Here is a 24,594-nt window from a genome sequence, read left to right as displayed (position 1 = left end):
CAGCATCGAAGGAGACCCGCCCTCATTGGCGGAGCCACACGGGTGAGCACTTTCGGTGAGCAGAGTTGAGCAGGTTCAATGAGCGCCATCAGACTGACCCGCGACCTAGCGCAGTGGGCGTATACGGCTGTAGGTGAAGACGAGCGGCCGAACTACTCCGGAATTCGATATATGTCGAAGCAGGGCGAGTATGAGTGCTGGGCCGTCTTCGAGGGGACCGGTGTTCAGAAGGAGAGCGTCCGCACCATCGAGTGGAGCGACGAAGACTTGCAACATGTCGGAAGGATCTTCAACCTCACCGTCCACTGACGCAATCCTTCATCCAATCCGTGTCGAAAGCGTGTCGTCGCGACCCCATAACCCGATACGAGAAAGCCCCTCACCTGCATCACTGCTGGTGAGGGGCTTTCTGATGTGCGCCCGAAGGGATTCGAACCCCTAACCTTCTGATCCGTAGTCAGATGCTCTATCCGTTGAGCTACGGGCGCATGAAAAAGCGTATTAAGTTGTTGCTGGCCAACGAGAACCAGTGTGGCGGAGGCGAGAGGATTTGAACCTCCGGTCCCCTGTAAGGGGGACAACTCATTAGCAGTGAGTCCCATTCGGCCGCTCTGGCACGCCTCCTTGGGGGCCGGCTCGTTTCCGATCCGCCGGGCGAAACACTACACAACCTTCGCGAGCAAACGCAAAACAGCTGGTCAACCTCCTAAGCTCGACATCGTCACCGAAGGTTGGCGTCGAACCAGTCGAAGATGCGGCGCTGGGCGTCAAGGATCGCCACGACGAGCGGATCATCGTCCTCGGCAGAGGTCTCGCTCACGGGTGGCTCGTCCGCCCGATGCGCCAGCCCGGTGTAACTGACGATGTTGGTAGCGACATCGGCCCGCGCGACCGCCTCCCGCAGTTGCTCGACGTGTTCGCGAGGGGTCAGGGGGTCGTCCTCCCCGTACAGCCCGAGCCATGGCGCCTTGAGCGAGGTCGCCGCGTTCACCAGCGCCGGGGTCTCTGCGGTCAGCGGCTCGATGATTCCGCGGGCGGAGACACTCACCGCGGCGGCGACGGGCCGGTTGGTCGCGACGAGCATCGCAGCGGTGCCTGCGTCGTCGAACCCGAGGACGCCGACGCAGTCGGCGTAGACGCCGCGGGCGACCAGCCAGTCGAAGGTGGCGTCGAAGTCCTCGAAGAGGTTATGTCCGAATACCTCGGTATCGCTGTGCGCGGGCTCTCGATGGAACAGGTGCGGGGCCACCGCCACCCACCCCTCGCCGGCGAGGGCACGCATCAGGTCCAGCAGCGCCGGTGTGAACTCCCTCGATTCGTGCAGCACGACGATCCCGCCACGGGCGGGCCGATCGGGCTGGACGGCGGTCAATGGAACACGTCCCCGGGAGTGCTCGGGCGAACTGTCGTCGGCGCGCAAGGGGGCGCTGTCCCGGAAGATTCCCGGCATGAATCAACCTTGGCACGACCGGGTCGCCGGTGCACGGGATCACGGGGCGCATAATCGCATCGTGACCCCCGTGACCCGCGCTGACCTTGATTCCATCCCCGCCTACGTGCCGGGCCGCAGTTTTCCCGGGGCGATCAAGCTGGCGAGCAACGAAACGACACAGGGCCCGCTGCCCGGTGTCGCGCAGGCCATCGCCGACGCCGCCGCGACCGCGAACCGATACCCGGACAACACGTCGTCCGCACTGATCCACGCTCTGTCCGAGACCCTCGGAGTGCCGGCGGCACACATCGCGACCGGCTGCGGATCGGTGAGCCTGTGCCAGGAGCTGGTGCAGATCACCTGCCAGGTCGGCGACGAGGTGCTGTACGCGTGGCGCTCGTTCGAGGCCTATCCGGTGGTCACGAAGGTCGCCGGCGCGACGCCGGTCCCGGTACCCCTCAACGCCGGACAGGGCCACGACCTGGACGCGATGCTGGCCGCGATCACCGACCGCACCCGACTGATCTTCATCTGCAACCCGAACAACCCCACCGGTACCGCGCTGGGCCGCGAGGAGCTCGAACGGTTCCTCGACGCCGTGCCCGCGCACATCGTCGTCGCGCTGGACGAGGCCTACTTCGAGTACAACCGTTCCGGCGTCGACGGCATCGACCTGGCCCGGGGCCGCCGCAACGTCGTCGTCCTGCGGACGTTCTCGAAGGCGTACGGCCTGGCCGGCATCCGCGTCGGCTACGCGGTGGCGGATCCGACCATCATCACCGCGTTGGCCAAGGTCCACATCCCGTTCAGCGTCAATTCGGTGGCGCAGTCCGCCGCGATCGCATGCCTCGGCGCGCGGGACGAACTACTGCACCGCACCCACGCCGTCGTGGCCGAGCGCGGCCGGATGCGCGATGCGCTCCTCGCCGCGGGCTACGACGTCCCCGTGTCGGAGGCCAACTTCGTGTGGCTACCGCTGCTGGACCGCTCCGTCGCGTACGGCGAGGCCAGCGCCGCAGCGGGCGTCCTGATCCGCACCTACGGCGTAGACGGCGTCCGCATCACGATCGGGGATCCCCACGAGAACGACGCATTCCTAGCGTTTGCGACGTCGGAGGCTGCGGTGGAACTTGCCGGCATCCGCGCCGGCTCCCCCACGACGTAACCCAACCGTTATCGGTCGGCGCGGACATTGCGGCCGAATCGTTGGCAGACTCTGGGCGATGTGCCCACCACGAAGCGAATTGCGCGGACGCCGGTGGCGTAGCCGGGCGATGGTCCTCGTTGCCGTGCTGTCGGCCTCGCTGACCGTCGGTGTACCCGCCTCCGTGGCGCGGCCGAGTGACGCCGACGTCCTCGTGGTGCGCCTGCTCGCCATCAACGATCTGCACGGCAGCCTGCAGCCGCCGAAGGGCGCCCGCGCGCAGGTGTCGCGGGCCGACGGCCCGGCGACCGACGCCGGTGGCGCCGCCTACCTGGCCGCGTACGTCGACCAGCTGCGCGGGCAGGCCCCCAACTCCCTGCTGTATGCCGTCGGCGACAGCTGGGGCGCGTCGCCGATCGAGTCGGCGTTGTTTCACGACGAACCAACGGTGAAGCTGCTCGACGCGATGGGCGTCGATGCCGCCTCGGTGGGCACACACGAGCTGGACGAGGGGTTCGCCGAATTCCGCCGGATGCAGACCGGCGGCTGCCACGCGGTGGACGGCTGCGAGTTCCAACCGGAATTCGCCGGGGCACAGTTCCCGCTGCTCGCCGCGAATATGACCTTCCGCGACGGCACCCCCGCGGCATTGCCGTTCGCAGTGGACTACGTCGACGGTGTCCCGGTCGGCGTGATCGGGGTGATGCCCGCCGACGCAGCGTCGAAGGTGTCCACCGACGGCGTCGAGGGGCTCGAGTTCGGCGACGAGCTCGCAGCGATCGATCGGGCCGCGGCGACGCTCGACTTCCTCGGCGTGCGCGCAATCGTTGTCCTACTGCACCGCGGCGACGAGCCAGCAGCCGGCGGGCCCAACTCGTGCGATGTCGAGCAGGGTCCCGCCCGGACCATCGCGACTCGGGCGACGCCCCAGGTCGACGTCATCTTCACCGCCGACAGCCACAACCAGTACAACTGCACCGTCAGCGACCCGGCTGGCAGCCCACGGCCGATGATGCAGGCAGCCTCGCACGGTCGCATGGTGTCGGTGGTGGACGTGACGCTCGACCGCGCCACCGGCGAGGTGGATCGCGAGCGCACCCAGGCCTTCAATCAGATTGTCACTCACGACATTCCACCCGATCCGCAGGCTGCGCAGCTCACCGAGCGTGCTACCGAGCAGTCCGCCGAAGTGGCGCGGCGTCCGGTCGGCCGCATCACCGCCGACATCACTCGTGATGCAACCCGAGGAGGGGAGAGCACGCTAGGCGACATGATCGCCGACGCCCAGCTCGAGGCGGCCCGCGGGCGTGGGGCGCAGATCGCACTCACCAACCCGGGCGGAGTACGAGCCGATCTCACGTACACCGCCGACGGCACCGTCACCTTTGGTGACGCCTATCAGGTGCAACCGTTCGCCAACACCGTCGAGGTTCGCACCCTCACCGGATCACAGTTGAAGGATGTTCTCGAACAACAGTTTCAGACCCTCGCCGATGGTTCCACTACGGAGCTGATCCTGGCACCGTCGTCCACCCTCACCTACCGGATCGACCGCGCGGCTCCGCCGGCGTCCCGCGTTACCGACCTACGCATCGACGGCACCCCGGTCGCCCCCGACGGCAGGTACCGGGTTGCGGTCAACAAGTTCCTCGCCGACGGCGGCGATGGCTTCACCGCCCTGCGCGGCGGCACCGAACCCGCCTCCGCCGGAACCGATCTCGACGCCCTCACCAGGTATCTCGAGGCCCGCCCCGTCGTCACACCACCCACGCCGAATCGCATCTCGACCGCGCCTCCGAGCTGACGCGGACCGCGCCGCACTGCGGATACCCCGTGAGTTATCCCTCTGGGCTCGTCAGCACGCCCCGAGCGCCTTGTACCTCCCGCAGCCACGCGCATCCCGCGCGCGGATCGTCGACGGTCCCGCTGATCAGACCCCACTCGAGACCGCGTCGCACATCGTCGACACTGCGGACCGGCCATGCACCCACCTCGCACCCGGCGTCCTGTAGTCCGCGGACGACGTCGAGGGTGAGACCGTCCCACCCGCAGTAGAACGCGGTCGATCCGGTTTCGGCGAGCACCGCCTCGATCCCGGCAGGATGCCGCTCGGCATCGGGATAGCCGAGCGTGATCAGGCCGCGCGGTACGTCCGGGGCCAGCTGCCGCAGCCGGCGCAGCGCGTCGGGCAGGAAGCTTGTGAACCGGATCCGTCGTGCGTCCTCGGGGCGCAGCGCCACGATCCGCACCACCTCGGGAACCGCCTCGACCGCCTTGATCTCCACCTGCAGCGACACTGTGGTCGCATCGAGAACAGCCTCGAACGTCGGGACCTTCTCCCCCGCACCGATATCCACCGCCGAGATCCGCTCGTACGGCAGCTCGGCAACCGGCCCGAGGCCGCGCCCGTTCTCATCGGCGGCGGTGCGGTCCAGCGTGGCGTCATGCAGGACGACCGCGACACCGTCCGCAGAGAGCCGGATGTCGAATTCGAGTTCGTGGACGCCGATCTCTTCCGCCAGCCGGAAGGATGCGAGCGTGTTCTCGGGAGACTCGGCCATCGCGCCGCGATGGCCGACGACGGAATAGTTGGTGGGCAGTAGTGCGCTCATCAGGCCACCAAATCCTCGTACTGGGCACGGATGGCCTCGGTGTCCTTCCGGATCACCTTCGCGGCGGCGGACAGCACGGTGGCCGGGTCCGCGTTCTCGGTGTAAAGCTTCTGCATGGCGCCGCGGACCTCGATGATCGTCGACGACACGTAGCGCCGCACCGCGTCTGGCTGCCGCGCAATGTCGAGTTGCTCAACCGCGAGACCGTAACTGGGGTTCTCGGCGATCCGCTTGGTGACCGCGGCAGACGCCGTCGCCCCCGGAGTCGCGGGCAGGTAGCCGGTGTCGACCGCCCAGTCTCCCGCCTGCCGATCCTGCGCCAGGAACTCGATCAGCTTGGCGGCGGCAGCCTTCCGCTCCGGATCGGCGTTCTTGAGGATCGACAATCCGGCGCCCCCGGTCGGGACTCCGGTGTCCTTCGCGGTGGGCAGGAAACCGGCCCCCACCTCGAAATCGGCGCCCTTGGTGAGACCGGTCAGCACACCGGTCGAGTTGGTCATGGTGGCAACCAGCCCGTTGGTGAAATCGGTGACGTAATCCTGCGCCAGATAGCCGGTCTTGTCCACGTTGATCACCGCACGATCGAACTCCGCGGCCGCGATCGCCGCCGGTGCATCGAGCGTGACGTCCAGACCGTTCGACATCGCACCGCCGTAGTTCCACAGCAGACCCTGGAAGTACCAATCGTCCGCGCCGGTGTAGCCGCGCATCACGACCTTGTTGCCGCGGTAGCTGCGGCCGGTGACCTTGCGCCCCCAATCCCGGAACTCGTCCCACGTCTGCGGGGTACGGTCCGGCAAGCCGGCGTCCGCGAATATCTGCTTGTTGTAGTAGAACAGCGGTGTCGACCGCCCGAACGGCACCCAGTACGACGCTCCCCGCACGACGCCCTCCTCGAACAGACGCCGATGGTAGGTCTCGCCGTTCCAGCCGTCGGTGAAGTAGCCATCGAGCGGTTCGATCATGCTGGAGAGGAAGAACTTGTTCCACGAGACATCGGAGAACACCGCGATCTCCGGAATCTGACGGGCCTGAAGACCGGCCGAGAGCTTTTCCGTGACACCGTCATAGCCCTTGAACTGCTGGACCTCGGCGTAGATGTCGGACTGCGACTCGTTGAAGCGGGTGACCAGGCCGGTGAACGCCTCGTGGTTGGTGCCCGACCACGGACTCCAGACCACGACGTTCGTGCGGCCCTTGAACGGAGCCGGGGGTGCGACGTCGGGCTGGGAGAAGCCGCCGGAAGCTCCGCTGGGCGACCCGCAGGCCGCCAGGACAGGGACGGTGGCGGCGGCCATCCCGGCGAGAGCCAGAAACCGACGGCGGTTGAGGGCGGGCGCCGGGGCACCGGCGCGAGAGAACACAGACATGAGGGGGCTCCTCGATACGTGGAAGTGATTGCGGAATGGTCTATTTCTTGACAGCGGCGCCGGCAAGCCCGGCGATGATGTAGCGCTGAGCTAAGAGGAACAGCAGGAGCATCGGCAGTACCACCAGGACCGTGCCAGCCATGATCGGACCCCACTGATCGACGCCCTCGGTCTCCTTGAGAAACATCAATCCGATAGGGAGGGTCCGCATCTGGACCGAATTGGTGACGAGCAACGGCCAAATGAAGTCGTTCCACTCGTCGATCACCGCGATGAGGGCGACAGTGACGACGGCGGGTTTGGCCATCGGCAGCACGAAGTGCGTGAGCCGGCGCAGATGCCCGCAACCGTCGAGTTCCGCCGCCTCGAGCACTTCCTTCGGTAGCGCCAGGAAGTGCTGGCGCAGCAGGAAAGTGCCGAATGCGCTGGCCAACCCGGGCAGGAAGATGCCCGCGTACGTGTTGATCAGCCCGAGGTTGCCGATGGTGATGTAGTTGATGAGCAGTGTGACGTGCCCGGGAACCATGAGGGCACCGAGCACTGCCAAGAAGATCAGCTTCTTGAACGGGAAACGCAGGAAGGCGAACGCGTAGGCGCTGAACACCGCAAGCGTCACCTTGAACGTGGCACCGAACGCGGTGACGATCACGGAGTTGACGAAGAACTGCCCGAAGGGGACGGCGTCCCAGGCGCGACGGAAGTGATCGAGCACCAGCTCCGACGGAATCCACTGCAGCGGCCACCGGTAGATCTCTTCCTCCGGCTTGAATGCCGAACTGAACATCCAGTAGAAGGGAATCAGGAACAGCAGGCCGATCAGCAGAATCGCCAGCAGTACCGGAAGTTTCGCTATTCGGTAACGAACCCTCGTCGGGAGCGAAGCCCGGTCACGATCGGGCGGGCTCGAGGTGGACATCAGTAGTGCACCTTCTTCTCTACGTACCGCAGCTGGACGACCGTGACGACCAGCAGCAACACGAACATGATCATGGCGCCGGCGGCGGCCGTGCCGGCCTTGAACTGCATGAAGCCTTGCGAGTAGATGAACCAGCTCAGTGTCGTCGTCGCGTCCGCGGGACCACCACCGGTCATCATCGCGATCAGGTCGAAGGACTGGAACGCGCCGATGATCTGGGTGACCGCGAGAAAGAACGTGGTGGGTGACAGCAATGGGAAAGTGATGTGGCGAAACGTCTTCCATCTGCTGGCACCGTCCAGTCGAGCCGCCTCCAGGACGTCACCGGGTAAGGACTGCAATGCCGCGAGGTAGACGATCGCGACGAAACCTACGCCCTTCCACACCGCGACGATGATGAGTGCGGGCAGCGCCCAGCGACTCGACGTGGTCCAGTGCGGCGAGTCCATCCCGAAGAGCGAGAAGACCACGCGCGAGAGTCCGTAGTTGGGGTCGAACAGGAACAGCCACACCGCCGCGACCGCCGCACCCGAAAGGATGTGCGGAGAGAATGCCAACGCTGAAACAGCCTTCCGTCCAGGCACTTTAGCGGCGAACAGCAGCGCCAGCGCAAGACCGCCGACGAGGCTGACGCCGACCACGGACACCACCCACACTGCGGTGATCCGCAGCACCCGCAAGAAGGACGGATCGGTGAACAGCGTTGCATAGTTGTCGAATCCGACAAAGGTCGGACTCGGCGCGATCATGTCCCACCGGGTAAGGCTCAGATAGGCATTGCCGATCACCGGCCAGTAGGCAAAGACCGCGATCAGCGCGAGGTTGGGGAGCGCGAACAGCGCGAACAGCAGGTACTCACGGCGGCGCCGCGCACCACGCCGCTTGGCCGGGGCCACCGGACGTTGCTGCAGCGGAGGCACGGCCGCCGGCTCGGCGACCACCGGCGAGCCGGGGTGCTGGACTGTCAGGGACACGGCCACAGACCTTTCCTGGATATCACCCGGTTGTTATCACCGAGCTGGGCCACGGCTGATGTTTGCACCCGATCGGAACCCGGTCAAAAGGTGCTCTGTGTCACTTCCGCGCCTCCTGACGGGACACCAACCCTCACGAATACCCTCTTTGTTCAGCGCTTTTGACGCAGGGATCGATTTCCTGCGACGACTTACGACAGCCCGAGTTCCGCATCCGTCGGGCAAAGGTTCCCATCGAGTTCAGAATCCGTTAATCACACTCGCGTTGATATAAGCGGGAAAGAGAACGAGACCCGAACGGAAGCGAGGGGCGGCATGACCCAGCGGTCGATCAGCGACTCCAGGCAGGAGCGACTGGAGTCGATTCTCGAATGCCTACTGGCGCAACCGGATGCTTCCGCGCAGACGCTCGCCGCCCGGTTCGGGGTATCGCTCATGACCGTGCACCGGGATCTGGACGAATTGCAGAGGAGGGGCATCGTCCGCAAGTTTCGCGGCGGAGTGAGCGTCCAGCGCACCAGCACCTACGAAATCACTGCGACATTGCGCCGCCTGGTCGCGATGCCGCAGAAGCGGGCCATCGCCGCCGCCGCGGCACGCCTCGTGGAGCCGGGCCAGTCCCTCTTGCTCGACGATTCCACGACGGCGGCAACGATGCTCGAACACCTGCTCGAGATCGAGGATCTGCATCTGGCAACGAACTATCTGCCCACGCTCACCCGAGTCGCCGCCGACGGCCGCGTCTGCCTGACTGCGGTCGGCGGCACCTACGACACGGGACACGAGTCGTTCCTCGGGGTCGCGGCCGTCTCCGCCATCCGGGGGCTGCGCGTGGATACCGTGTTCTTTTCCTCGTCGAGCGCGGACACCGACGGCATCTACCACCAGGAGGAATCGATCGTCGCGGTGAAGGCGGAGATGCTCCGGTCCGCGCGACGCCGGGTCCTCCTGATGGACGCGAGCAAGCTGGGGGGAACGTCGCTGCATCTGGTACGGGATTGGTCGTCCATCGACGATGTTGTGACCGATTCTGCAGCACCACAAGAACTTGTCGATACCCTGCGCTCCCGCGGGGTATCGGTCACCGTGGTCGCGCCCGACCACGGTGACGACCACGATCCCATCGCAACGAACGAGGAGAAGTAGTGATCGAGCTCGACACCGCAGTACAGGCGGTGCTGTGGGATATGGACGGCACGCTCGTGGACACCGAACCCTATTGGTTCCGGGCTGAGACCGAACTTCTTGCCGAACACGGTGTTCCGTGGACCCCTGATCAGGCGGTCGCCCTGGTAGGCAACGCGCTGCCGGACTCCGCTGCCGTGATCCGGGCGGCAGGCGTCGATCTGAGTATCCGTGAGATCATCGACACGCTGATCGGCTCGGTGATCAACCAAGTCCGCACCGAGATGCCGTGGCGGCCGGGTGCGCGCGAACTGCTCGCCGACGTCCGGTCGGTGGGGATTCCTTGCGCGATGGTGACCATGAGCGAGCAGCCGCTGGCCGAGGAGATCGCGCGTCTACTTCCCGCCGGCACATTCGAGTTCCTGGTAACCGGTGACATGGTCACGATGGGGAAGCCGCACCCGGAGCCGTACCTGTTGGCCGTAGAGAAGCTGCGGGGCACGTGGGGCGACGTGACCCACGACCGGGTGATCGCGATCGAAGACTCCCTGCCGGGCCTGGCGTCGGCGAAGGCGTCGGGGGTGGTGACGATCGGTGTGCCCAACATCGTTCCGCTGCCATTGGATCCGGGTCACACGGTGTGGCCCACACTGGCCGGCCGGACTGCGGCGCACCTGCACGAGCTCGTCTCTGCCCGCTAGGCCCGGGAGGTGGGGCCGTCCCGGTCGGGACGGCCCCACCCCTGCTCACGCGCTCAGGCGCATCCCGCTGTCGTGGTCGAAGAGGTGCAGCGCATCGGCTTCGGGGCGGACGCGGACCGTCGAGCCGATCGGCACCGACCGAGGACCTTCCATCCGCACAGTGAGGTCGTGGCGGGTGTCGCCGACCCGGACGTGTCCGTAGACGAAGGCGTCGGCGCCGAGTTCCTCCACGACGTCCACGCGCATCTCCACACCGGTGCCGTCGGTGCACAGACGCAGCGACTCGGGTCGCACGCCGACGGTCACGGACTCCGCCGCCGTACCGCCGAGAACGCTGCGGGCGATCGGTAAGGTCAGGCCGCCGAGGTCCGCGCCGCCGTCGGTCAGCGGCAGATCGAGCAGACTCATCGCGGGTGAGCCGATGAAGCCGGCGACGAACCTGTTCGCCGGCCGCAGGTAGAGGTTGCGGGGTGAGTCCACCTGCTGCAGAACACCACCGTCGAGCACGGCCACCCGGTCGCCCATCGTCATCGCCTCGACCTGATCGTGGGTGACGTACAGCGTCGTCACCCCGAGTCGCCTGGTGAGCTGTGCGATCTGGTTGCGGGTCTGGACCCGAAGTTTCGCATCCAGGTTCGACAACGGTTCGTCCATGAGAAACACCTGTGGACTCCGTACGATGGCTCGGCCCATTGCGACACGCTGACGCTGACCGCCGGAGAGCGCCTTGGGCTTTCGCTCGAGATACGGCTCGAGGTCGAGCATCCTCGCGGCCTCGACAACCCGGCGGTTGCGCTCGTCCTTCGACACACCGGCGATCTTCAGAGCGAAGGCCATGTTGTCGGCAACGGTCATGTGCGGGTACAGGGCGTAGTTCTGGAAGACCATCGCGATGTCCCGGTCCTTCGCGTCCACGTCGGTGACGTCGCGATCGCCGATGAACAGTCGACCGTCGTCGATGTCCTCCAGTCCGGCGAGCATACGCAGCGACGTGGTCTTGCCGCAGCCGGAAGGCCCTACCAGAACGAGGAATTCGCCGTCGGCGAGGTCGAGATCGAGCGCATCGACAGCGGGGCGGTCGGCGCCGGGATAGCGGCGGGTGATGCCGTCAAAGGTGACGGTGGCCATGAGACTTCCTTTCACGGGCAGGAACGTGCCCGACGATCCGTGGTGAAGGGCTGACGCCCGCGCCTATTGGATCGCCGCCAGGTGAACGACATGCAGTCAACGCCCGACGTGAAAGCGAATTCTCACGCGATGGAAACGAGCAACCCGGATCCCCGCCTCCCTGACGCAGCGGGATTCAATCCAGATGCATCCCTGTCAGGCGATCGCGGGACTGGCTCCGGCTAGATTCCCAAGGCGAGAGCCAGCGTCGGCCACGCTGCACGCAGGTCGTCCTGCCAGTACGGCCACGAGTGGGTCCCGAATGGCCGCAACTGCACCGTTGCGGGGATGCCCAGTTCACGCAGCCGGGCGTCGAACAGTTCGGTGCACCACCGAGACGCCGCCTCGAGCGGTCCGCCCACCACCACCTTCTCCACGGTATCCGGGGCGCCGAGTTCGTACGGACCGGCCAGCCCGTTGCCCGCCGAGATGAAGATCGCCTTGCCGCGCAACTGTTCTGCCTGCAGCAGTGGGTCGTGCTCGGCCCATGTGGGATCGCCCCATGGTCCCCACATGTTGTCGGCGTCGCCGCCCCTGGAGACTACGGTGCCCCGCACCACGGCCTGTGATTCGAAGCGGCCGGTGTCCATGCAGCCGCTGAGCGCGGCGACGCCGCGGTAGAGGTCGGGGTTGCGGGTGATCAACGTCATCGCACCCTGCGCGCCCATCGACAGACCGGCGATCGCATTGACACCGTTGCCGTGGAACCGGCCGTCGACGATCGGCGGCAGTTCCTGGGTCAGGAACGTCTCCCAACGATTCTCACCGAGCACGGGATCGTTTCTCTCCCAATCAGTGTAGAAGCCGGCAGTGCCACCGACCGGCAGCACCACATTGACGTCCTTGTCGGCGAAGAACTCGACCGTATCGGTCTTCTGCGTCCAGGTGCTCTCCCGGTAGTCCGATTCGGAGCCGGCACTGACGCCGTCGAGCAGATAGAGCGAGGGCCGGGGCGCGGAACCCTTCGGGTGCAGGATCTGCACCTGCACCACCCTGTTCATCGACGGCGAGAATACGAACACCGCAGTGCGCTGGTCGGTCAACTCCACCACGCGGTCGACACGGGCCCGAGCCTCGGCAACTCCCGTCGCGGCATTCGCCACCAAGGCCGGACTGAACAACGACAGCGCTACCACCAGGCCCGCCGCCGTCCTGAATAATCGACCCACCACGTCTCCGCCTCCCCCGGTTCGTTGCCCTCCACCGTACGGATATGGGCGCGTCGCCGCTGGCGGAGCGGAGAACTACCCCGACATCACCCTCGGGGAACTGTGACAAGCGACCCGGGCGAGGCCGGACCCGAGCCGCTTGAACTCACTCGTCCACAGGTACTGATCAGATCTCGGCCGCGCAGGTCGTCTTGGTCTGGTTGAGAAGTCGCGAGGTACGCGAGAACCAGTACAAGCTCGCCGCCAGCAACACCGTGATCAGTGGTGCAAGCTGGGCAACCACCGGGTAGGTGCTTTGTACCGTTGCCGCGATCCCGACAGCGGAGGCCAGCAACCAGGCCAGCGCCCCGCCTCCCCTCGTCGAGACTGCCGCTTGCTCCTGGTCACTCTTGTCGAGTGCGATATGAACCAGTGCGATGGCCACCCATGCGGTGACCAGAACTCCTTGCCACGCGAGAGCCGTGAGCAGATACCCCAGGACGTCGGTGAGCATGAAGAGATAGGCGAGGACTCCAGCTACCAATACCCACACTGCTCGCGGAGTGGTTCTTCCGAATGCGCGGTCGGCAAGCACCTGCAGGTTGCTCGACGCAAGGTAGTAGTTGGCCGTGTTGATCCGTGTTTGCGATACGAGGATCAGCAGGACACCAGCGATCCCGAGAGAGTTGATGACGGCCTTGACGACGCCGGTTTCGGTGCCCGCGATTCCCCAACTGCTCAGCAGGTAGATGCCGATCAGGCCGTTCACGCCGAAGGTGAACAGGTAGAACACCCAGCCGAAAGTGACCGTGCCGTGGAACTTTGCGTCGGAGGGCTTACCGAGGCGGGCGTAGTCGAAGGTGTACATCATCATGACCCACACCCCCATGTAGATCAGGTACGAGGTCATCCAGCCGGGGAGGGGCCCGGTCGTCGCTACGGAATCGAGCCAGCCACTGGGGTATCCCTGTTTGATCGTCGCCCCGACGACGACCGCGACCAGACCTATGACATAGAAGGGCAAGAGGATTCCGTTGATCTTGTCCAACCAAGTCGCAACCCCACCGATGACGAGCGGAATCATGTAGACCACGCTGACCAGGTACCAGGTACGCAGGTCGCCGCCGAAGTACTCCTGGAGCGCCACGGCGACGATGGAACCTTCGAAGACGCCGAAGTAGAGGGCGGTCGCCGCGAAAACCAGAGGAGCCAGGATGGATCCGACGGCTCCGAACATCTTGCGGGAGAGCGATTCTACTGACAGGCCGGTTCGTGTTGCATGGCGTGAGAGAATTCGGTTGATGATCCCGTAGGTGACGACCGACAGGCCCATACCGATGACCGTGTCCGGTACGCCTACGGCATCAGCGGAGGCCGACGCGACATAGAGCCAGAACATGGCGCTGAACATGGCCCACCACGCCATTGTCAGCGACCATCGGGGTACGCGCCGAGATTCGGGAAGGGCTGATTCGACAGCAGTGGGGCTTTCAGCGGGAACTGGGGCAGCGATATCGTGCTTGGACATAATGGTTCTCTCTGTTCGTGAACGAGTACCAGCGAGGTAGAGCCATGTCCGCCGGTCTATGGGCAGAGAAGAGATGACGACCGGCGCACTCGGTGGGGGTGAGCGTGCGCTCTCCCCCACCGGAATCCGCATCGACGGCAATCGATGCCAAAGCGCTGATCAGCGAGGTCGGTTGCCAAGTGCGGCAACGACTGGGAGCAATCCGCCCGGCCCATACGATCGGCATGCATGACCGATCTGGGAATCACTGAACCGGTACGAGATCGAAGATGTCAGAGGTCACCCCGAGGTCGTTCACGCGATGCGGGTTCCGTCGGGGTGTGATGTCGCCTTGGCGAGGTTGCGAACCTCGCCAAGGCGACGGATCAGTTCCAGTGCTGCACTGCTCGGTTCTGGAGGAGTTCACGGAACTGTGTTGTGGTGGTCGGCAGCAGTTCTCCGGTCCCCCAGTCGACGATGACGCCGTAGCGGCGGATGAGATCGAGCATGTCGAGTTCGCCGTTGCGGTAGCGTTCGGCGATTTCGGCAGGGTCGGTGGTGAGCCAGCCACGGCGCGACTTCCGAATGCTCGTACGGAGTTGCCTGGTCTTGCTGTCGTCGACGACGTAGTGATCGATCTCCGGATCGATGGCGTCGATGACGACCCCGTAGTCGAGTGCTGCGCGCTCGATGGAGACGTACCCGTCGATGACGTCCTCGACCACGTCCGCAGGATCACGCTCGAGTGGGTCACCGTAACCGCCGCCTCCGGCGGAGGGCCTTTCGAACGAATCTCCTGACTGGACAGTGACATTGGAGAATACCGAGCCGAGGAATTGTTCGTCAGGCGTGCCGCGGTTGAGCCAGACGCCGTGTGGAATGGACGGCAGTCCGCCCTCGATTCCCCACGTCAACGATCGGGCGCGATCGCAGCAATAGGACATCACCGTGTTGTCGCAGTCGGTAAGCACACCGCCCTTGGACAACCCGCATCCTCCGCGGTGGGTTCCGGGACCACCGGAGTCGGTGATGATCGAGTGTTCACTGGTCAGGACTGGAGTGAGTCGTTCTTGACCCTCACAGGGCTGCACGGCCAAACCGACACCGAACACCGGGGCCGTGGCGGTCGAGCCGTCTTTGCTGCTGCGTCCACCCCATCCGCCGGCCATCCAGTCGTACCACATGAAGAACGGGTTCTGCGGGTCTCGGGCGTCCCGGCCGCCGATGAGGAGATACTCGAGGTTGAACGAGCACGCGATGGCCCGTTCAGGCACGATTTTCGACCACAGCTCGAAGATCGCGTTCATGATCTTCTCGTACGGCCCGGAGCAGAATCCGGTGACAGCATGCGGCCATCCAGCGTTGACCACGGTGCCCTCGGGCCCCAGTTCCGTGGTGATCGCGTTGTAGAGACCGGAGTTGAGCGGGACGTCCGGGAAGAACGTCTTCGTTCCTGCGACGATTCCGGAGAAGGCAGTGCCGTATCCGCAGTTGAGGAAGCTGGCCACCGCGGGTGCGCTTCCGCTGAGATCGTAGCTGAGCTGGTCGCCCTCGATGCTCATCGTCACCCGAATCGGCACCAGGCCTTCGGGTTTCGCCGGATCGGAGTCCAGGAAGTCCTCGGTGGTCCAAGTGCCGTCGGGCAGCGCCGCGACGCGCTGACGCACAATACGCTCGACGTAGTCCTGCACCTGCTGCATAGCTGCGGTGACGGTGTCCCGGCCGTACTTGTCCACCAGACGATGGAGCTCGCGTTCGCAGACTCCGGTGGCTTCTGCCTGAGCGTGCAGATCACCCATACTGATCTCGGGCGATCGAGTGTTCGCCACCAGGAGCTTGGCGACGTCGGCCAGGAACCGGCCCTCGTGCCACAACCGTACCGGGGTGATCCGCAGTCCCTCGGCAAAGTGCTCGGTGGCGGTTACATCGAACGATCCCGGCACACTGCCACCAACGTCGGCCCAGTGTCCCTTGTTCTGAGCGAAGGCGATCAGGGTGTCGTCGGCGAAAATCGGCCGGATGAAGCTGACATCGTTGAGGTGAGTTCCGCCGCGGTAGGGGTCGTTGATGGCGAAGACATCGCCCGGGTTGATGTCGTCACCGAATTCCTCGATGACTGCCTTGCACTGGAAGTGGAGCGTTCCGACGTGGACAGCGATGTCCTGACTGCCCTGCATGACGGTATTTCCTCGAGCATCACACAAGGCGGAGGAGAAGTCGCGCGAGTAGATGACGAACGAATAGCACGTCCGCAGGATCTGCTCGGACATCAGGTCGACGGAGGTGACGAAGGCGTTCTTGAGTACCTCGAAGGTAACGGGGTCGAGGGTGCGGTCGAGCGTCGATGAGGTACTCACTTGGACTCCTGCGAGATGTTGATACGGATGTTGGCCCACTCATCGATCACCGCGGTCGTACTCGGCGGCACCACGGTGGTCGAATCGAGCTGCGAAATGATGGCGGGGCCCTCGATCAGGGCGCCGAATCGCAGGTCGTCCCGGTCATACACCGGGGTCGCGACGCGCTCTCCGATCTCGTCGAAGAAGACCGAGCGGTGCGTACTCGGCACCGGCGCCTCCGTGGACGGCACCGTGTTCTGAGGGAACTGCGGCTTCGGTGTGGTACCGATCGCGCGCAACCCGATCTGGTAGATCTCGACGGGAGTGTCGTCGCGACGGAACGAGTAGTCCCGCTCGTGCTCCTCATGGAAGCGCTCCACAGCCTCCGCCAGGAAGTCATCGCCGCTGCCACCGGCCGTCACGGTCAAGGACCGCCACTGTCCGGCGTAACGCATGCTGATGCTGCGGTCGAGCACCATCCGATCGGCGGGAACTCCCTCGTGTTCGAGCCTTTGCAGCCCCTCACGCTCGAGCCTGACGAATTCACGCTCCAACTCCGCCGTATCGATATCGGTGACCAATCCCTGGAACATCGCGGAGAGGTCGTGTCGGATGTCGACGAGCAGGCAACCTTGCGCGGAAGTGATTCCCGGATGCGGGGGCACGACGACCGTGGGAATGTTCAGTTCCTTGGCCAATGCAGCGCCGTGCAGCGCACCGGCGCCACCGCAGACGACGAGAACGAAGTCTCGAGGGTCATAGCCGCGGCGGATCGACAGCAGCCGTACCGCATCGGCCATGTTTGCGTTGGCGACCTGAATGATGTTGCTGGCCGCGGTGTCGGTGTCGACATCGAGTCGATCCGCAATCACCCGGCCGATCGCCTTCTCGGCCGCTTCGCTGTCGAGGCTCAGCCCGCCACCGACCAAGGACGACCCCAAGCGTCCCAGCACGAGGTTGGCGTCGGTGTTGGTCGGCTCTGTTCCACCCCATCCGTAGCAGGCGGGTCCGGGAGCAGCTCCGGCCGAGGTGGGACCGTTACGCAGCGAACCTGCCTCGTCGATCCAGGCCAATGATCCGCCGCCGGCCCCGATGGTCAGCACTTCGATGCTCGGGAACGAGATCGGGAATCCGTATTCGACCTGCCACTGCTTGGTCGTGCGAATCTCGCCGTCATAGACGAGGGAGATGTCGGTGCTGGTTCCGCCCATGTCCAGGCCGATGGCGTTGGGATATCCACATCGGTTGGCGATGTCGGCGACGGCAATCGCGCCGGCGGCAATACCGGAGGCAGCCAATCGGACCGGGTATCGCTCAACCATGGCCGGCGTCATCGATCCGCCACCGGAGTGTAGAAGCAGCAGGTCACCGTCGTATCCGTCGACACGGAGCTGCGCCTCGAGCCGATTGACATAACCGCTGACGAGGGGGGCGAGCACCGCGTTGGCCACTGTTGTCGAAGCACGGTCGTATTCGAAGATCTCCGGGAGGATCTCGCTCGATGTCGACACGCTCACACCGGGCAGTTCTTCCTCGAGGATTTCCCGCATGCGCTGCTCGTGAGCGCGGTTGACATAGGAGTTCATGAAGCACACCGCAACGGTCTGGATCTGCTTCCGCCGCAGGAGCCGTGCGACCTCGCGGGCGCCCGCCTCGTCGAGCGGCGTGATGACTTCTCCCGCGTAGTCGATTCGTTCGGCAACCTCATACCGATCGCGGCGACGAATGTACGGGGTGCCGACGTCGGAATACGCGTCCCACAGCTCGTCCTTGGTGCCGTCTCGGATCTCGAGGACGTCGCGGAACCCGCGGGTCGTCACGAGCGCCGCAGCGGGAAAATTCCTGGTGATGAGCGCATTCGTGGCCACTGTCGTGCCGTGGGAGAAGAGCGCGACGTCAGCGAGGTCGACGCCAGCACTGCGAACACCCTCGACGACGGCCTCCATGGGGTCGTGCGGGGTCGAAGGCACCTTCGCCACACGCGTGGTCGAGGCACGGGAGTCGAAGATGCAGACGTCGGTGAAGGTTCCACCGACGTCGACAGCGACTCGAAGGTTTCGGTCGGAACTGGATGTGATCAAGGCCATACTCCTCGTTCGGGTGCGGCAAGTATCGGCCCAGTTCGACGGGCAATCAATTGGAGAAAACGAATCCGTATGCCGACTTGTTTGGAGTTGTTAACATCCAGGTGTGACTGGTTCCACATTGGAAGCTGATTATTTCCGCCTGGTCGACCTTCTGCTCGAGCAGGATCTCGGCTTGACTCTCGAGAGCGACTGCGACCCGAACGTGCAGCTGGTCAGCGCACATCCGATCGAGATCGAGACACCGGCGCGGTGGCTCGAACCGCACACCCTCATGCTCACCACGGGCACTCGCTTCGCCGGGCAGGAGAAGGCCGCCCTGGCGCAGCGGGAGCTGGTCCGCGAGCTGGTCGCAGCAGGTGTCTCCGCTCTGGGCTACGGCGTCGGCGTCATCACCGAGACGGTGCCGCGAGCCCTCGTCGACGAAGCGAATCGCCATCATTTCGCCGTGATCTCCATACCGGCGCACGTGCGGTTCATGGATGTGGTGGCTCTGGTCGCGGCCGCCACGAGAACGACCGATTCCACGGTTCTCAGACGCACACTGCAAATGCAGAACCACCTGCTCGAGGCGATGGCGTCCCCCGCGCCCGAAGCCGACCTCGTCGGACGATTGGCCGAACTGCTGCGCAGCAGTGTCGTGCTCTACAGCGAAGTCGGAGACGTGGTCGCCTCCGCCGGCGAAGCACCCCTGCATTTGATCCGCGCTCAGCTGCGCGGGCGAAGCGGGCAGCTTCGATTCCGCATCGGCCGATGGATGGTCAGCGCCCACTCCATCTCGCCCGGCGGACACAATTACTGGTTGGCGACGGCCTCCAGACGACACGAACTTCCGGACCCTCTTGCGGCTCCAGCGGTGGAAGTGGCGCTGCGGCTGCTCAACACCATCGAGCGGGCGCGCCATCGGGCCACGACCGAGAACCGGGCCGTTCGAGCTGCCCTGGTTCGGGCTCTGGTTTCCGGCGAGGTCCCCGATCCCGAATCGGTCATCGACAGATTGGAAATGCTGCGGTTCGGTCGGCGAGCGAAGCTCCGCGTGGTTTCCCTCACCGCGCCGAGAACCTACGACGGCGGTCGATGGACCTTCCGCTCGGATCGATTGCTGGACGCGATCGAACAGGACGTCGTCGACCTTGCTCACGATTCGCGACTGCCCCTGCTGCTTGCACAGGGCGATCAGGAACTACTCGGCATCGTTCCGGCCGACAGCAACTCCGTCGATTCGTGGATCCAGAATCTGCGCGAGGGGGTGGTCTGCGGTTTCAGCGAGCCGTTCGACGATATCCACGCCGGACCGGAGCGACTACGTGATGCGCAGTGTGCACGACGGGCAGCAATACGCGCCAAGTCCACCGCCATGCGATTCGAGGATGTCGGGATCAGCGATTGGCTCCTGGCAGGTCGCGATCAGTCGACTACCGCCCGTAAGGCAGCCGACCACCTGACGCCCCTCATCGCTGACCATCCCGAACTCCTGGAGTTCCTGCGCGAGTACTTCGCGAACGACCTCGATGTCACCGCAACCGCCAAGAAGTGCGCCTTGCACCCGAACACGGTGCGCTATCGGATCAAACGAATCGAAGAGGCCTTGCACGCGTCACTGCGGTCACCTGCGGTGATCGCGGAGATTCATCTGAGCCTGGAGAACCTGGCAGTGTCATAGCATTTGCAGCGAACCGCGCGGGATTCGGATCTCAAAGGGTTACCGGAATCGACTCTCTGGTCGGTTCGTGTCGTCAAGGTGTGCCGATTGGTCACGGGTCTGGATCTACGTATCATGATCTCGGCGGTTACGGCAGTTATGGAGCGCGAACTGCACCGCCACGCCACCGAGGATCCCGGCCGCGATCCCCAACACCATCAGCGCCGGTGTCTGCGGCACCGAAGCAAATCGGGGCGGGTCGCCAGCTACGAGCGGCCCCGTTGCGGACTCGATCTCCGCGGGATCGACCACGTGACTCGATTCGGTGATCGCAGCCACCTCGATCACAGGTGGCGACGACCGGGTCATCTGAGCAGTCGTGGCACCGACGAGGAGCCCCGTACCGATGATCGCGATCCATAGGCCCGCCAATAAGGCACGCCGCGACATCCGGCCGAGCCTCCGGGCGGCGACGAGCAGAACGGCAGCCAGCAGGCCGATGCCGAGGCCGATCAGTGGATAGACGAGTACGGCGGGCCACCAGGGCGGGCCGCTGCGGTACTCGAGATAGTCGAAGACGACCATGTACCCGGGCTTGTCCGAGCCGTGCGGTGGTGGCGGTGACACCAGATTCAGGCTTCTCTGTGCGATGTATCGCCAGCCGAGGAGCATCGCCAAACCGGCGAGGAAACCAGAGAACACCACGGTGCTCGTGAGGTGCGCTGGCGTCGGGCGGAGCATGCGACGTTCCTCCCCCGACGACACTGGATGATGCCGTCGATGAATCGGAAAGGTCAGGCCAATTGATCGTGCGCGTATCGACCAGAGGCCGAGACGAGAACTGGGACTTGATCGTTGACGATCCAACGGCAAGAGTACTTCCTCGACGTCAGGTCGCGCATCCCGGTGCAGACCGACAAGGAGATCACTGGCGCGGGCGAGGGTCCCGATGTCATCCGAATGCGGTCTCCGGCGACTGCGCGAAATACACTGACCTGTGTACGGATAGTGCCACCGGTGCCGTGGCGGCACCATCTCTCGCGGCCGTTCCGACAGGAGGGCGAAATTGGCGATTACTGTTCGCCGGCTGACTCAGATCGGCGACCTCGGCTTGTCACTGGTGGCGGGGCTCGAAGGCGCTGATCGGGTCATCGATTGGGCCCATGCCATCGAGCTTGTGGATCCAACCCCGTGGCTGTCCGGGGGAGAACTGGTGATGACCACCGGACTGAAGATCGGTACCAGTGCGGGCGAACAGTACAACTACGTGTCCTCCCTTGTGCAGGCAGGCGCCGCAGCCCTCGCATTCGACACCGGCACAACCTTCGAAAGAGTCCCTGACGGCATTCGCACCGCCGGCGACGCACTCGGGCTGTCGATCCTCTCGGTACCTGCGTCCACTCCGTTCATCGCCATCACCCGCGCCGTGATCGACGAACTGACCACCGACCAGATCCGGGCAGTCCAAAGAGTCGTCGACCAGCAAGAGACCTTTGCCCGGGCAACGTTGCGTGGTGGCATCCCAGCAGTGATCTCGGCACTCGGGCGCGCCCTGTCGTCGTCGGTGGCCGTGATCGATACCGACCAGCGCACCCTCGCGGCATACGGTGCAGACTCCCCTCGCGCCGTCACCCTCGCCCGCTCGGTGGCAGAAGCCGCAGGATCCGGGTCCAGCCGACGTCGCCAAACCAGCAAGGTCATCGCTGGTGATCACGGATACTGCACGATTCAAAGCGTTTCCGCCGCACAGGACTTACATGGATATCTTGCGGTCACCTCACGTGGACCATTGGCGCCGCCAGATCGATTGCTCGTGGCCCATGCGGTGTCACTGATCTCCATCGAGCTGAGCAAGCCCGCCAAGGTGGTGGACGCCGAACATCGACTGCGTGCGGCCGTCACCCAGGCGCTACTCGCGTTCGGAGAGCATGTCGACGTCAGTCTGCTGCGGTTCTTCGGCTTCGAGCCCGAAACACCGGTAGCGGCCGTCATTCTGACCGGTGTCGGCCCACTTCTCGCTGCCGAACGTCACACCACGAACGTGCTCGGTACCGACGCCACCCCGTATCTCATGACACCGACGGAGTCGGAGATTGTGGTCATCGTTCCGGCAGAGAGGTCGGCGGAGATCGCTACACGTCTGCATCAGCAGGTGGGAGCTCAACTTCAGCGATCCATCGGTGGTGGCCTCGGTCTTCCCGCGACGGTGTTTGCCGCCGCACGCAGTGTGAAGCAGGCCGCAGTGGCCGCACGCGCAGGCCGGCTGCAGGACAAGAAGTTCGTCGATTTCGCGGACCTGGGAACGTTCGCTCTCCTTCTCGGTTCCCAGAGCGCCGAAGAACTGCACGCCATGTCACATTCCATGCTCGGCGCGCTCGACGACTACGACAACGCACACGCCGGCAGCCTAGTTGCGACCGTTGCCGCCTTTCTCGAACACAACGGGCACACCGAGATCGCAGCGGCAGCACTCGGCATTCACCGCCACACGATGCGGAACCGATTGAACAAGGTGGTCGAGCTGACCGGCCGGGATCTCGACTCTGCCCACGTGCGCGCAGAATTGTGGATCGCTGTCACTGCCCGGGAGCTGCTCACAACGCTGGAAGATCGGCGTTGAACTACGCCACCCCCGAAAGGGCGGAGACTACGCGGTGGGCCCCGCTGACAGTGTCGTGGGCTCAGCCGGGAGTGCCGTGGGCTCAGTCGGCAGTGTCGTGGGCTCAGTCGGCAGTGTCTCGGAATTGACATGCGGCGCTTGGGTTCGCACCCGGGTGGACCGATGTTTCACCGCGTAGGCAAGGAGAATCAGGCCCAGGGCGATCAGACTCTGCACGAGTTCGGCACGGGTTCCGGCATTCAGTCCCATCCCTACCAATATCGCCAAGATGACTGCGGTGACCGCAATCGGCAACCAGGGAAAGAGCCACACCCTGAACTTCAGGATCTCCGGGCTCTCCTTCTCCCAACGCCGGCGAAGTCGCAACTCGGACAGACAGATCAGCACGTACACGAACAGGCAGATCGCCCCGGAGGAGTTGACGAGATACAGGAAGATCGTGTCCGGCCACACATAGGCGGCAGCAATGCAGCAGTAGCCGACGAACGTGCAGGACAATACCCCCTTGATCGGAACGCCTCTGCTGTTGACCCGGGTCATCCATCGCGGTGCGTCCCGGTGAGCGGACAACGCGAACAGCATGCGAGATGCGGTGTACAGGCCCGAGTTCAGGCATGACAGCACGGCAACCAACACAACCAGATTCAAGATGTCCGCAGCCGCAGGGATTCGGAGCAGATCCAGAGCGGCGATGAACGGCGATTCGCCGGGCACCAGCGAATCCCACGGCATCATCGTCACCAGCAAGAACGTGGACAGGACGAAGAAGGCCAGGATTCGGAACACCACGGTGCTCGTGGCCCGCCGGATGGCGTGGGCCGGTTCGGTCGACTCTGCCGCCGCGATCGTGACCAGTTCAGCACCCGTCATCGAAAAGATGACCGTGACAACGCCAATGATCACCGCACCGAATCCGTTTGGGAGAAAGCCACCGTGAGCAGTGAGGTTGTGGAAGTCGATGGTGCTACCGGGCCACACTCCGAACACGAACAGGGAGGCAATCACGATGAAGGCGATGATCACGGCCACCTTGATACCCGCGAACCAGTACTCGGCCTCACCGAAATTGCTGACCGAGAGGAGATTGACCACGGTCATGACCATCAGCAGGCCGGCGGACATCAGCCACAACGGAGCATCTGGAAACCACCGGGCCAGCAAAGTCGCGCCGACGACCGCCTCGATGCCCACAACGACAACCCAGAAATACCAGTACAGCCAGCCGGTGGTGAAGCCCGCCCAGCCACCGAGTGCCATCCGCGAGTACTCGGTGAACGACCCGGTACAGGGCTTCGCCACAGCCATCTCGCCAAGCATGCGCATCACCAGAAAAACAACGAACCCGCAGATCGCGCAGGTGAGAATCGCGCCGGGACCGGCCTGATCGATAACCCCGCTCAGTCCCACAAAGAACCCGGCACCGATCACTCCGCCCATGGACAGCATGGTCAGGTGGCGCTTCTTCAATCCTGCTCGGAGAGTGGTGTGGTCGGTCGAAAGCTCAGGCATGCCGCTCCTGTTCGTCGGGTACGGCTCGACGCTAAATTCCCCCTGTGACCCACGCCATAGACGAGATGTACCATGTAGTTCGCGCATGTGTACATGGCGGCCACCCGGTCCAGATTCCGAACTTTGGTTCGCGGTGTGGGATCCCTGACGACCCTCGTGCAATGAGTCTCATCGCTCCTGGGGTTTCATTCGCGCGCCCTCGAGAGTTGTGTACCTGTCCAGCGCATGCAGCGACTTGTCGTGGGCACCGAATCCCGATTACTTGTGTCCGCCAAAGGGAATGGCAATGTCGCTGTCGTCCGCG

19 protein-coding genes and 2 tRNA genes are annotated in these 24,594 nt (G+C 64.5%); 7 read left to right on the top strand and 14 right to left on the bottom strand.

Going from position 1 to position 24,594, the window contains the following annotated elements:
* The first annotated feature begins 78 nt into the window (after window positions 1-78).
* Window positions 79-309 carry a hypothetical protein gene (locus tag ERC79_RS13145; RefSeq protein ID WP_131578783.1) on the top strand — a complete coding sequence of 77 codons (231 nt, stop codon included), beginning with the start codon at window positions 79-81 and terminating at the stop codon, window positions 307-309.
* Window positions 310-415: 106 nt separating this feature from the next.
* Here ERC79_RS13145 and ERC79_RS13140 read toward each other — a convergent pair.
* The 3 genes from ERC79_RS13140 to ERC79_RS13130 all read right to left on the bottom strand — a co-directional run bounded on the left by ERC79_RS13140 (window position 416) and on the right by ERC79_RS13130 (window position 1,450).
* A tRNA-Arg gene (locus ERC79_RS13140) sits at window positions 416-488 on the bottom strand.
* A gap of 44 nt (window positions 489-532) precedes the next feature.
* A tRNA-Ser gene (locus ERC79_RS13135) sits at window positions 533-624 on the bottom strand.
* Between the two features lie 97 nt (window positions 625-721).
* Entirely contained in the window at window positions 722-1,450 is a 729-nt protein-coding gene (locus ERC79_RS13130; RefSeq protein ID WP_131578781.1) for a dienelactone hydrolase family protein, read from the bottom strand.
* A 61-nt stretch (window positions 1,451-1,511) separates the two neighbouring features.
* Here ERC79_RS13130 and hisC point away from each other — a divergent pair, with 61 nt between their 5' ends.
* Window positions 1,512-2,597, top strand: a complete 1,086-nt coding sequence (gene hisC, locus ERC79_RS13125; RefSeq protein WP_131578779.1) for a histidinol-phosphate transaminase — start codon at window positions 1,512-1,514, stop codon at window positions 2,595-2,597.
* 58 nt (window positions 2,598-2,655) lie between these two features.
* Window positions 2,656-4,380: a bifunctional UDP-sugar hydrolase/5'-nucleotidase gene (locus ERC79_RS13120; protein WP_207390316.1), complete on the top strand. Its 1,725-nt coding sequence runs from the start codon at window positions 2,656-2,658 to the stop codon at window positions 4,378-4,380.
* 34 nt (window positions 4,381-4,414) lie between these two features.
* Here ERC79_RS13120 and ERC79_RS13115 read toward each other — a convergent pair whose 3' ends face one another.
* From ERC79_RS13115 to ERC79_RS13100, 4 genes are read right to left on the bottom strand one after another with little or no spacing between them, the layout of a single operon-like run.
* Window positions 4,415-5,188, bottom strand: a complete 774-nt coding sequence (locus tag ERC79_RS13115) for a glycerophosphodiester phosphodiesterase family protein (RefSeq protein ID WP_131578777.1) — start codon at window positions 5,186-5,188, stop codon at window positions 4,415-4,417.
* Window positions 5,188-6,558, bottom strand: coding sequence for an ABC transporter substrate-binding protein (locus ERC79_RS13110; RefSeq protein ID WP_131578775.1), 1,371 nt, complete (start codon window positions 6,556-6,558; stop codon window positions 5,188-5,190). The genes ERC79_RS13115 and ERC79_RS13110 overlap by 1 nt, the downstream gene beginning before the upstream one ends.
* Before the next feature lie 40 nt (window positions 6,559-6,598).
* The gene (locus ERC79_RS13105; RefSeq protein WP_131578773.1) at window positions 6,599-7,474 is read right to left on the bottom strand and encodes a carbohydrate ABC transporter permease; all 876 of its coding nucleotides are present in this window, start codon (window positions 7,472-7,474) and stop codon (window positions 6,599-6,601) included.
* Window positions 7,474-8,448, bottom strand: a complete 975-nt coding sequence (locus ERC79_RS13100; RefSeq protein ID WP_131578771.1) for a sugar ABC transporter permease — start codon at window positions 8,446-8,448, stop codon at window positions 7,474-7,476. The genes ERC79_RS13105 and ERC79_RS13100 overlap by 1 nt, the downstream gene beginning before the upstream one ends.
* Window positions 8,449-8,763: 315 nt before the next feature.
* Between ERC79_RS13100 and ERC79_RS13095 the strand changes: the two genes are divergently transcribed.
* Both ERC79_RS13095 and ERC79_RS13090 read left to right on the top strand, forming a co-directional pair.
* Complete coding sequence (locus tag ERC79_RS13095; protein ID WP_131578769.1) at window positions 8,764-9,594, top strand: DeoR/GlpR family DNA-binding transcription regulator; 831 nt, start codon at window positions 8,764-8,766, stop codon at window positions 9,592-9,594.
* Window positions 9,594-10,274, top strand: coding sequence for an HAD family phosphatase (locus tag ERC79_RS13090; RefSeq protein WP_131578767.1), 681 nt, complete (start codon window positions 9,594-9,596; stop codon window positions 10,272-10,274). The genes ERC79_RS13095 and ERC79_RS13090 overlap by 1 nt, the downstream gene beginning before the upstream one ends.
* A 45-nt stretch (window positions 10,275-10,319) precedes the next feature.
* On the opposite strand, the gene ugpC is transcribed toward ERC79_RS13090, so the two are convergent.
* From ugpC to ERC79_RS13065, 5 genes are all read right to left on the bottom strand, one after another.
* The gene (gene ugpC / locus ERC79_RS13085) at window positions 10,320-11,402 is read right to left on the bottom strand and encodes a sn-glycerol-3-phosphate ABC transporter ATP-binding protein UgpC (RefSeq protein WP_131578765.1); all 1,083 of its coding nucleotides are present in this window, start codon (window positions 11,400-11,402) and stop codon (window positions 10,320-10,322) included.
* Window positions 11,403-11,623: 221 nt separating this feature from the next.
* Window positions 11,624-12,568, bottom strand: a complete 945-nt coding sequence (locus tag ERC79_RS13080) for an alpha/beta hydrolase family protein (protein WP_242676884.1) — start codon at window positions 12,566-12,568, stop codon at window positions 11,624-11,626.
* 208 nt (window positions 12,569-12,776) lie between these two features.
* Window positions 12,777-14,015, bottom strand: a complete 1,239-nt coding sequence (locus ERC79_RS13075) for a permease (RefSeq protein ID WP_242676555.1) — start codon at window positions 14,013-14,015, stop codon at window positions 12,777-12,779.
* Window positions 14,016-14,482: 467 nt separating this feature from the next.
* Entirely contained in the window at window positions 14,483-16,453 is a 1,971-nt protein-coding gene (locus ERC79_RS13070) for a hydantoinase B/oxoprolinase family protein (RefSeq protein WP_131578763.1), read from the bottom strand.
* Window positions 16,450-18,522, bottom strand: a complete 2,073-nt coding sequence (locus ERC79_RS13065) for a hydantoinase/oxoprolinase family protein (RefSeq protein ID WP_131578761.1) — start codon at window positions 18,520-18,522, stop codon at window positions 16,450-16,452. Before ERC79_RS13065 ends, ERC79_RS13070 begins: the two co-directional genes overlap by 4 nt.
* Window positions 18,523-18,625: 103 nt before the next feature.
* On the opposite strand from ERC79_RS13065, the gene ERC79_RS13060 reads away from it, so the two are divergent.
* On the top strand, window positions 18,626-20,182 hold the full coding sequence (locus ERC79_RS13060; protein WP_242676554.1) for a PucR family transcriptional regulator: 1,557 nt from the start codon (window positions 18,626-18,628) through the stop codon (window positions 20,180-20,182).
* A 105-nt stretch (window positions 20,183-20,287) separates the two neighbouring features.
* Here the strand turns inward: ERC79_RS13060 and ERC79_RS13055 are convergent, their stop codons facing one another.
* Window positions 20,288-20,902 (bottom strand): hypothetical protein, encoded by a 615-nt coding sequence (locus tag ERC79_RS13055; RefSeq protein ID WP_131578759.1) that lies wholly within the window; start codon window positions 20,900-20,902, stop codon window positions 20,288-20,290.
* 325 nt (window positions 20,903-21,227) lie between these two features.
* Here ERC79_RS13055 and ERC79_RS13050 point away from each other — a divergent pair, with 325 nt between their 5' ends.
* The gene (locus tag ERC79_RS13050; RefSeq protein ID WP_131578757.1) at window positions 21,228-22,781 is read left to right on the top strand and encodes a PucR family transcriptional regulator; all 1,554 of its coding nucleotides are present in this window, start codon (window positions 21,228-21,230) and stop codon (window positions 22,779-22,781) included.
* 27 nt (window positions 22,782-22,808) lie between these two features.
* Here the strand turns inward: ERC79_RS13050 and ERC79_RS13045 are convergent, their stop codons facing one another.
* Window positions 22,809-24,290, bottom strand: a complete 1,482-nt coding sequence (locus ERC79_RS13045) for an amino acid permease (RefSeq protein ID WP_131581089.1) — start codon at window positions 24,288-24,290, stop codon at window positions 22,809-22,811.
* Window positions 24,291-24,594: the final 304 nt, after the last annotated feature.

The organism is Rhodococcus sp. ABRD24 (assembly GCF_004328705.1).
Lineage (GTDB): Bacteria > Actinomycetota > Actinomycetes > Mycobacteriales > Mycobacteriaceae > Prescottella.
Note: the sequence above shows the minus strand (reverse complement) of the source record. Positions and strands in the feature narration are given on the sequence as shown.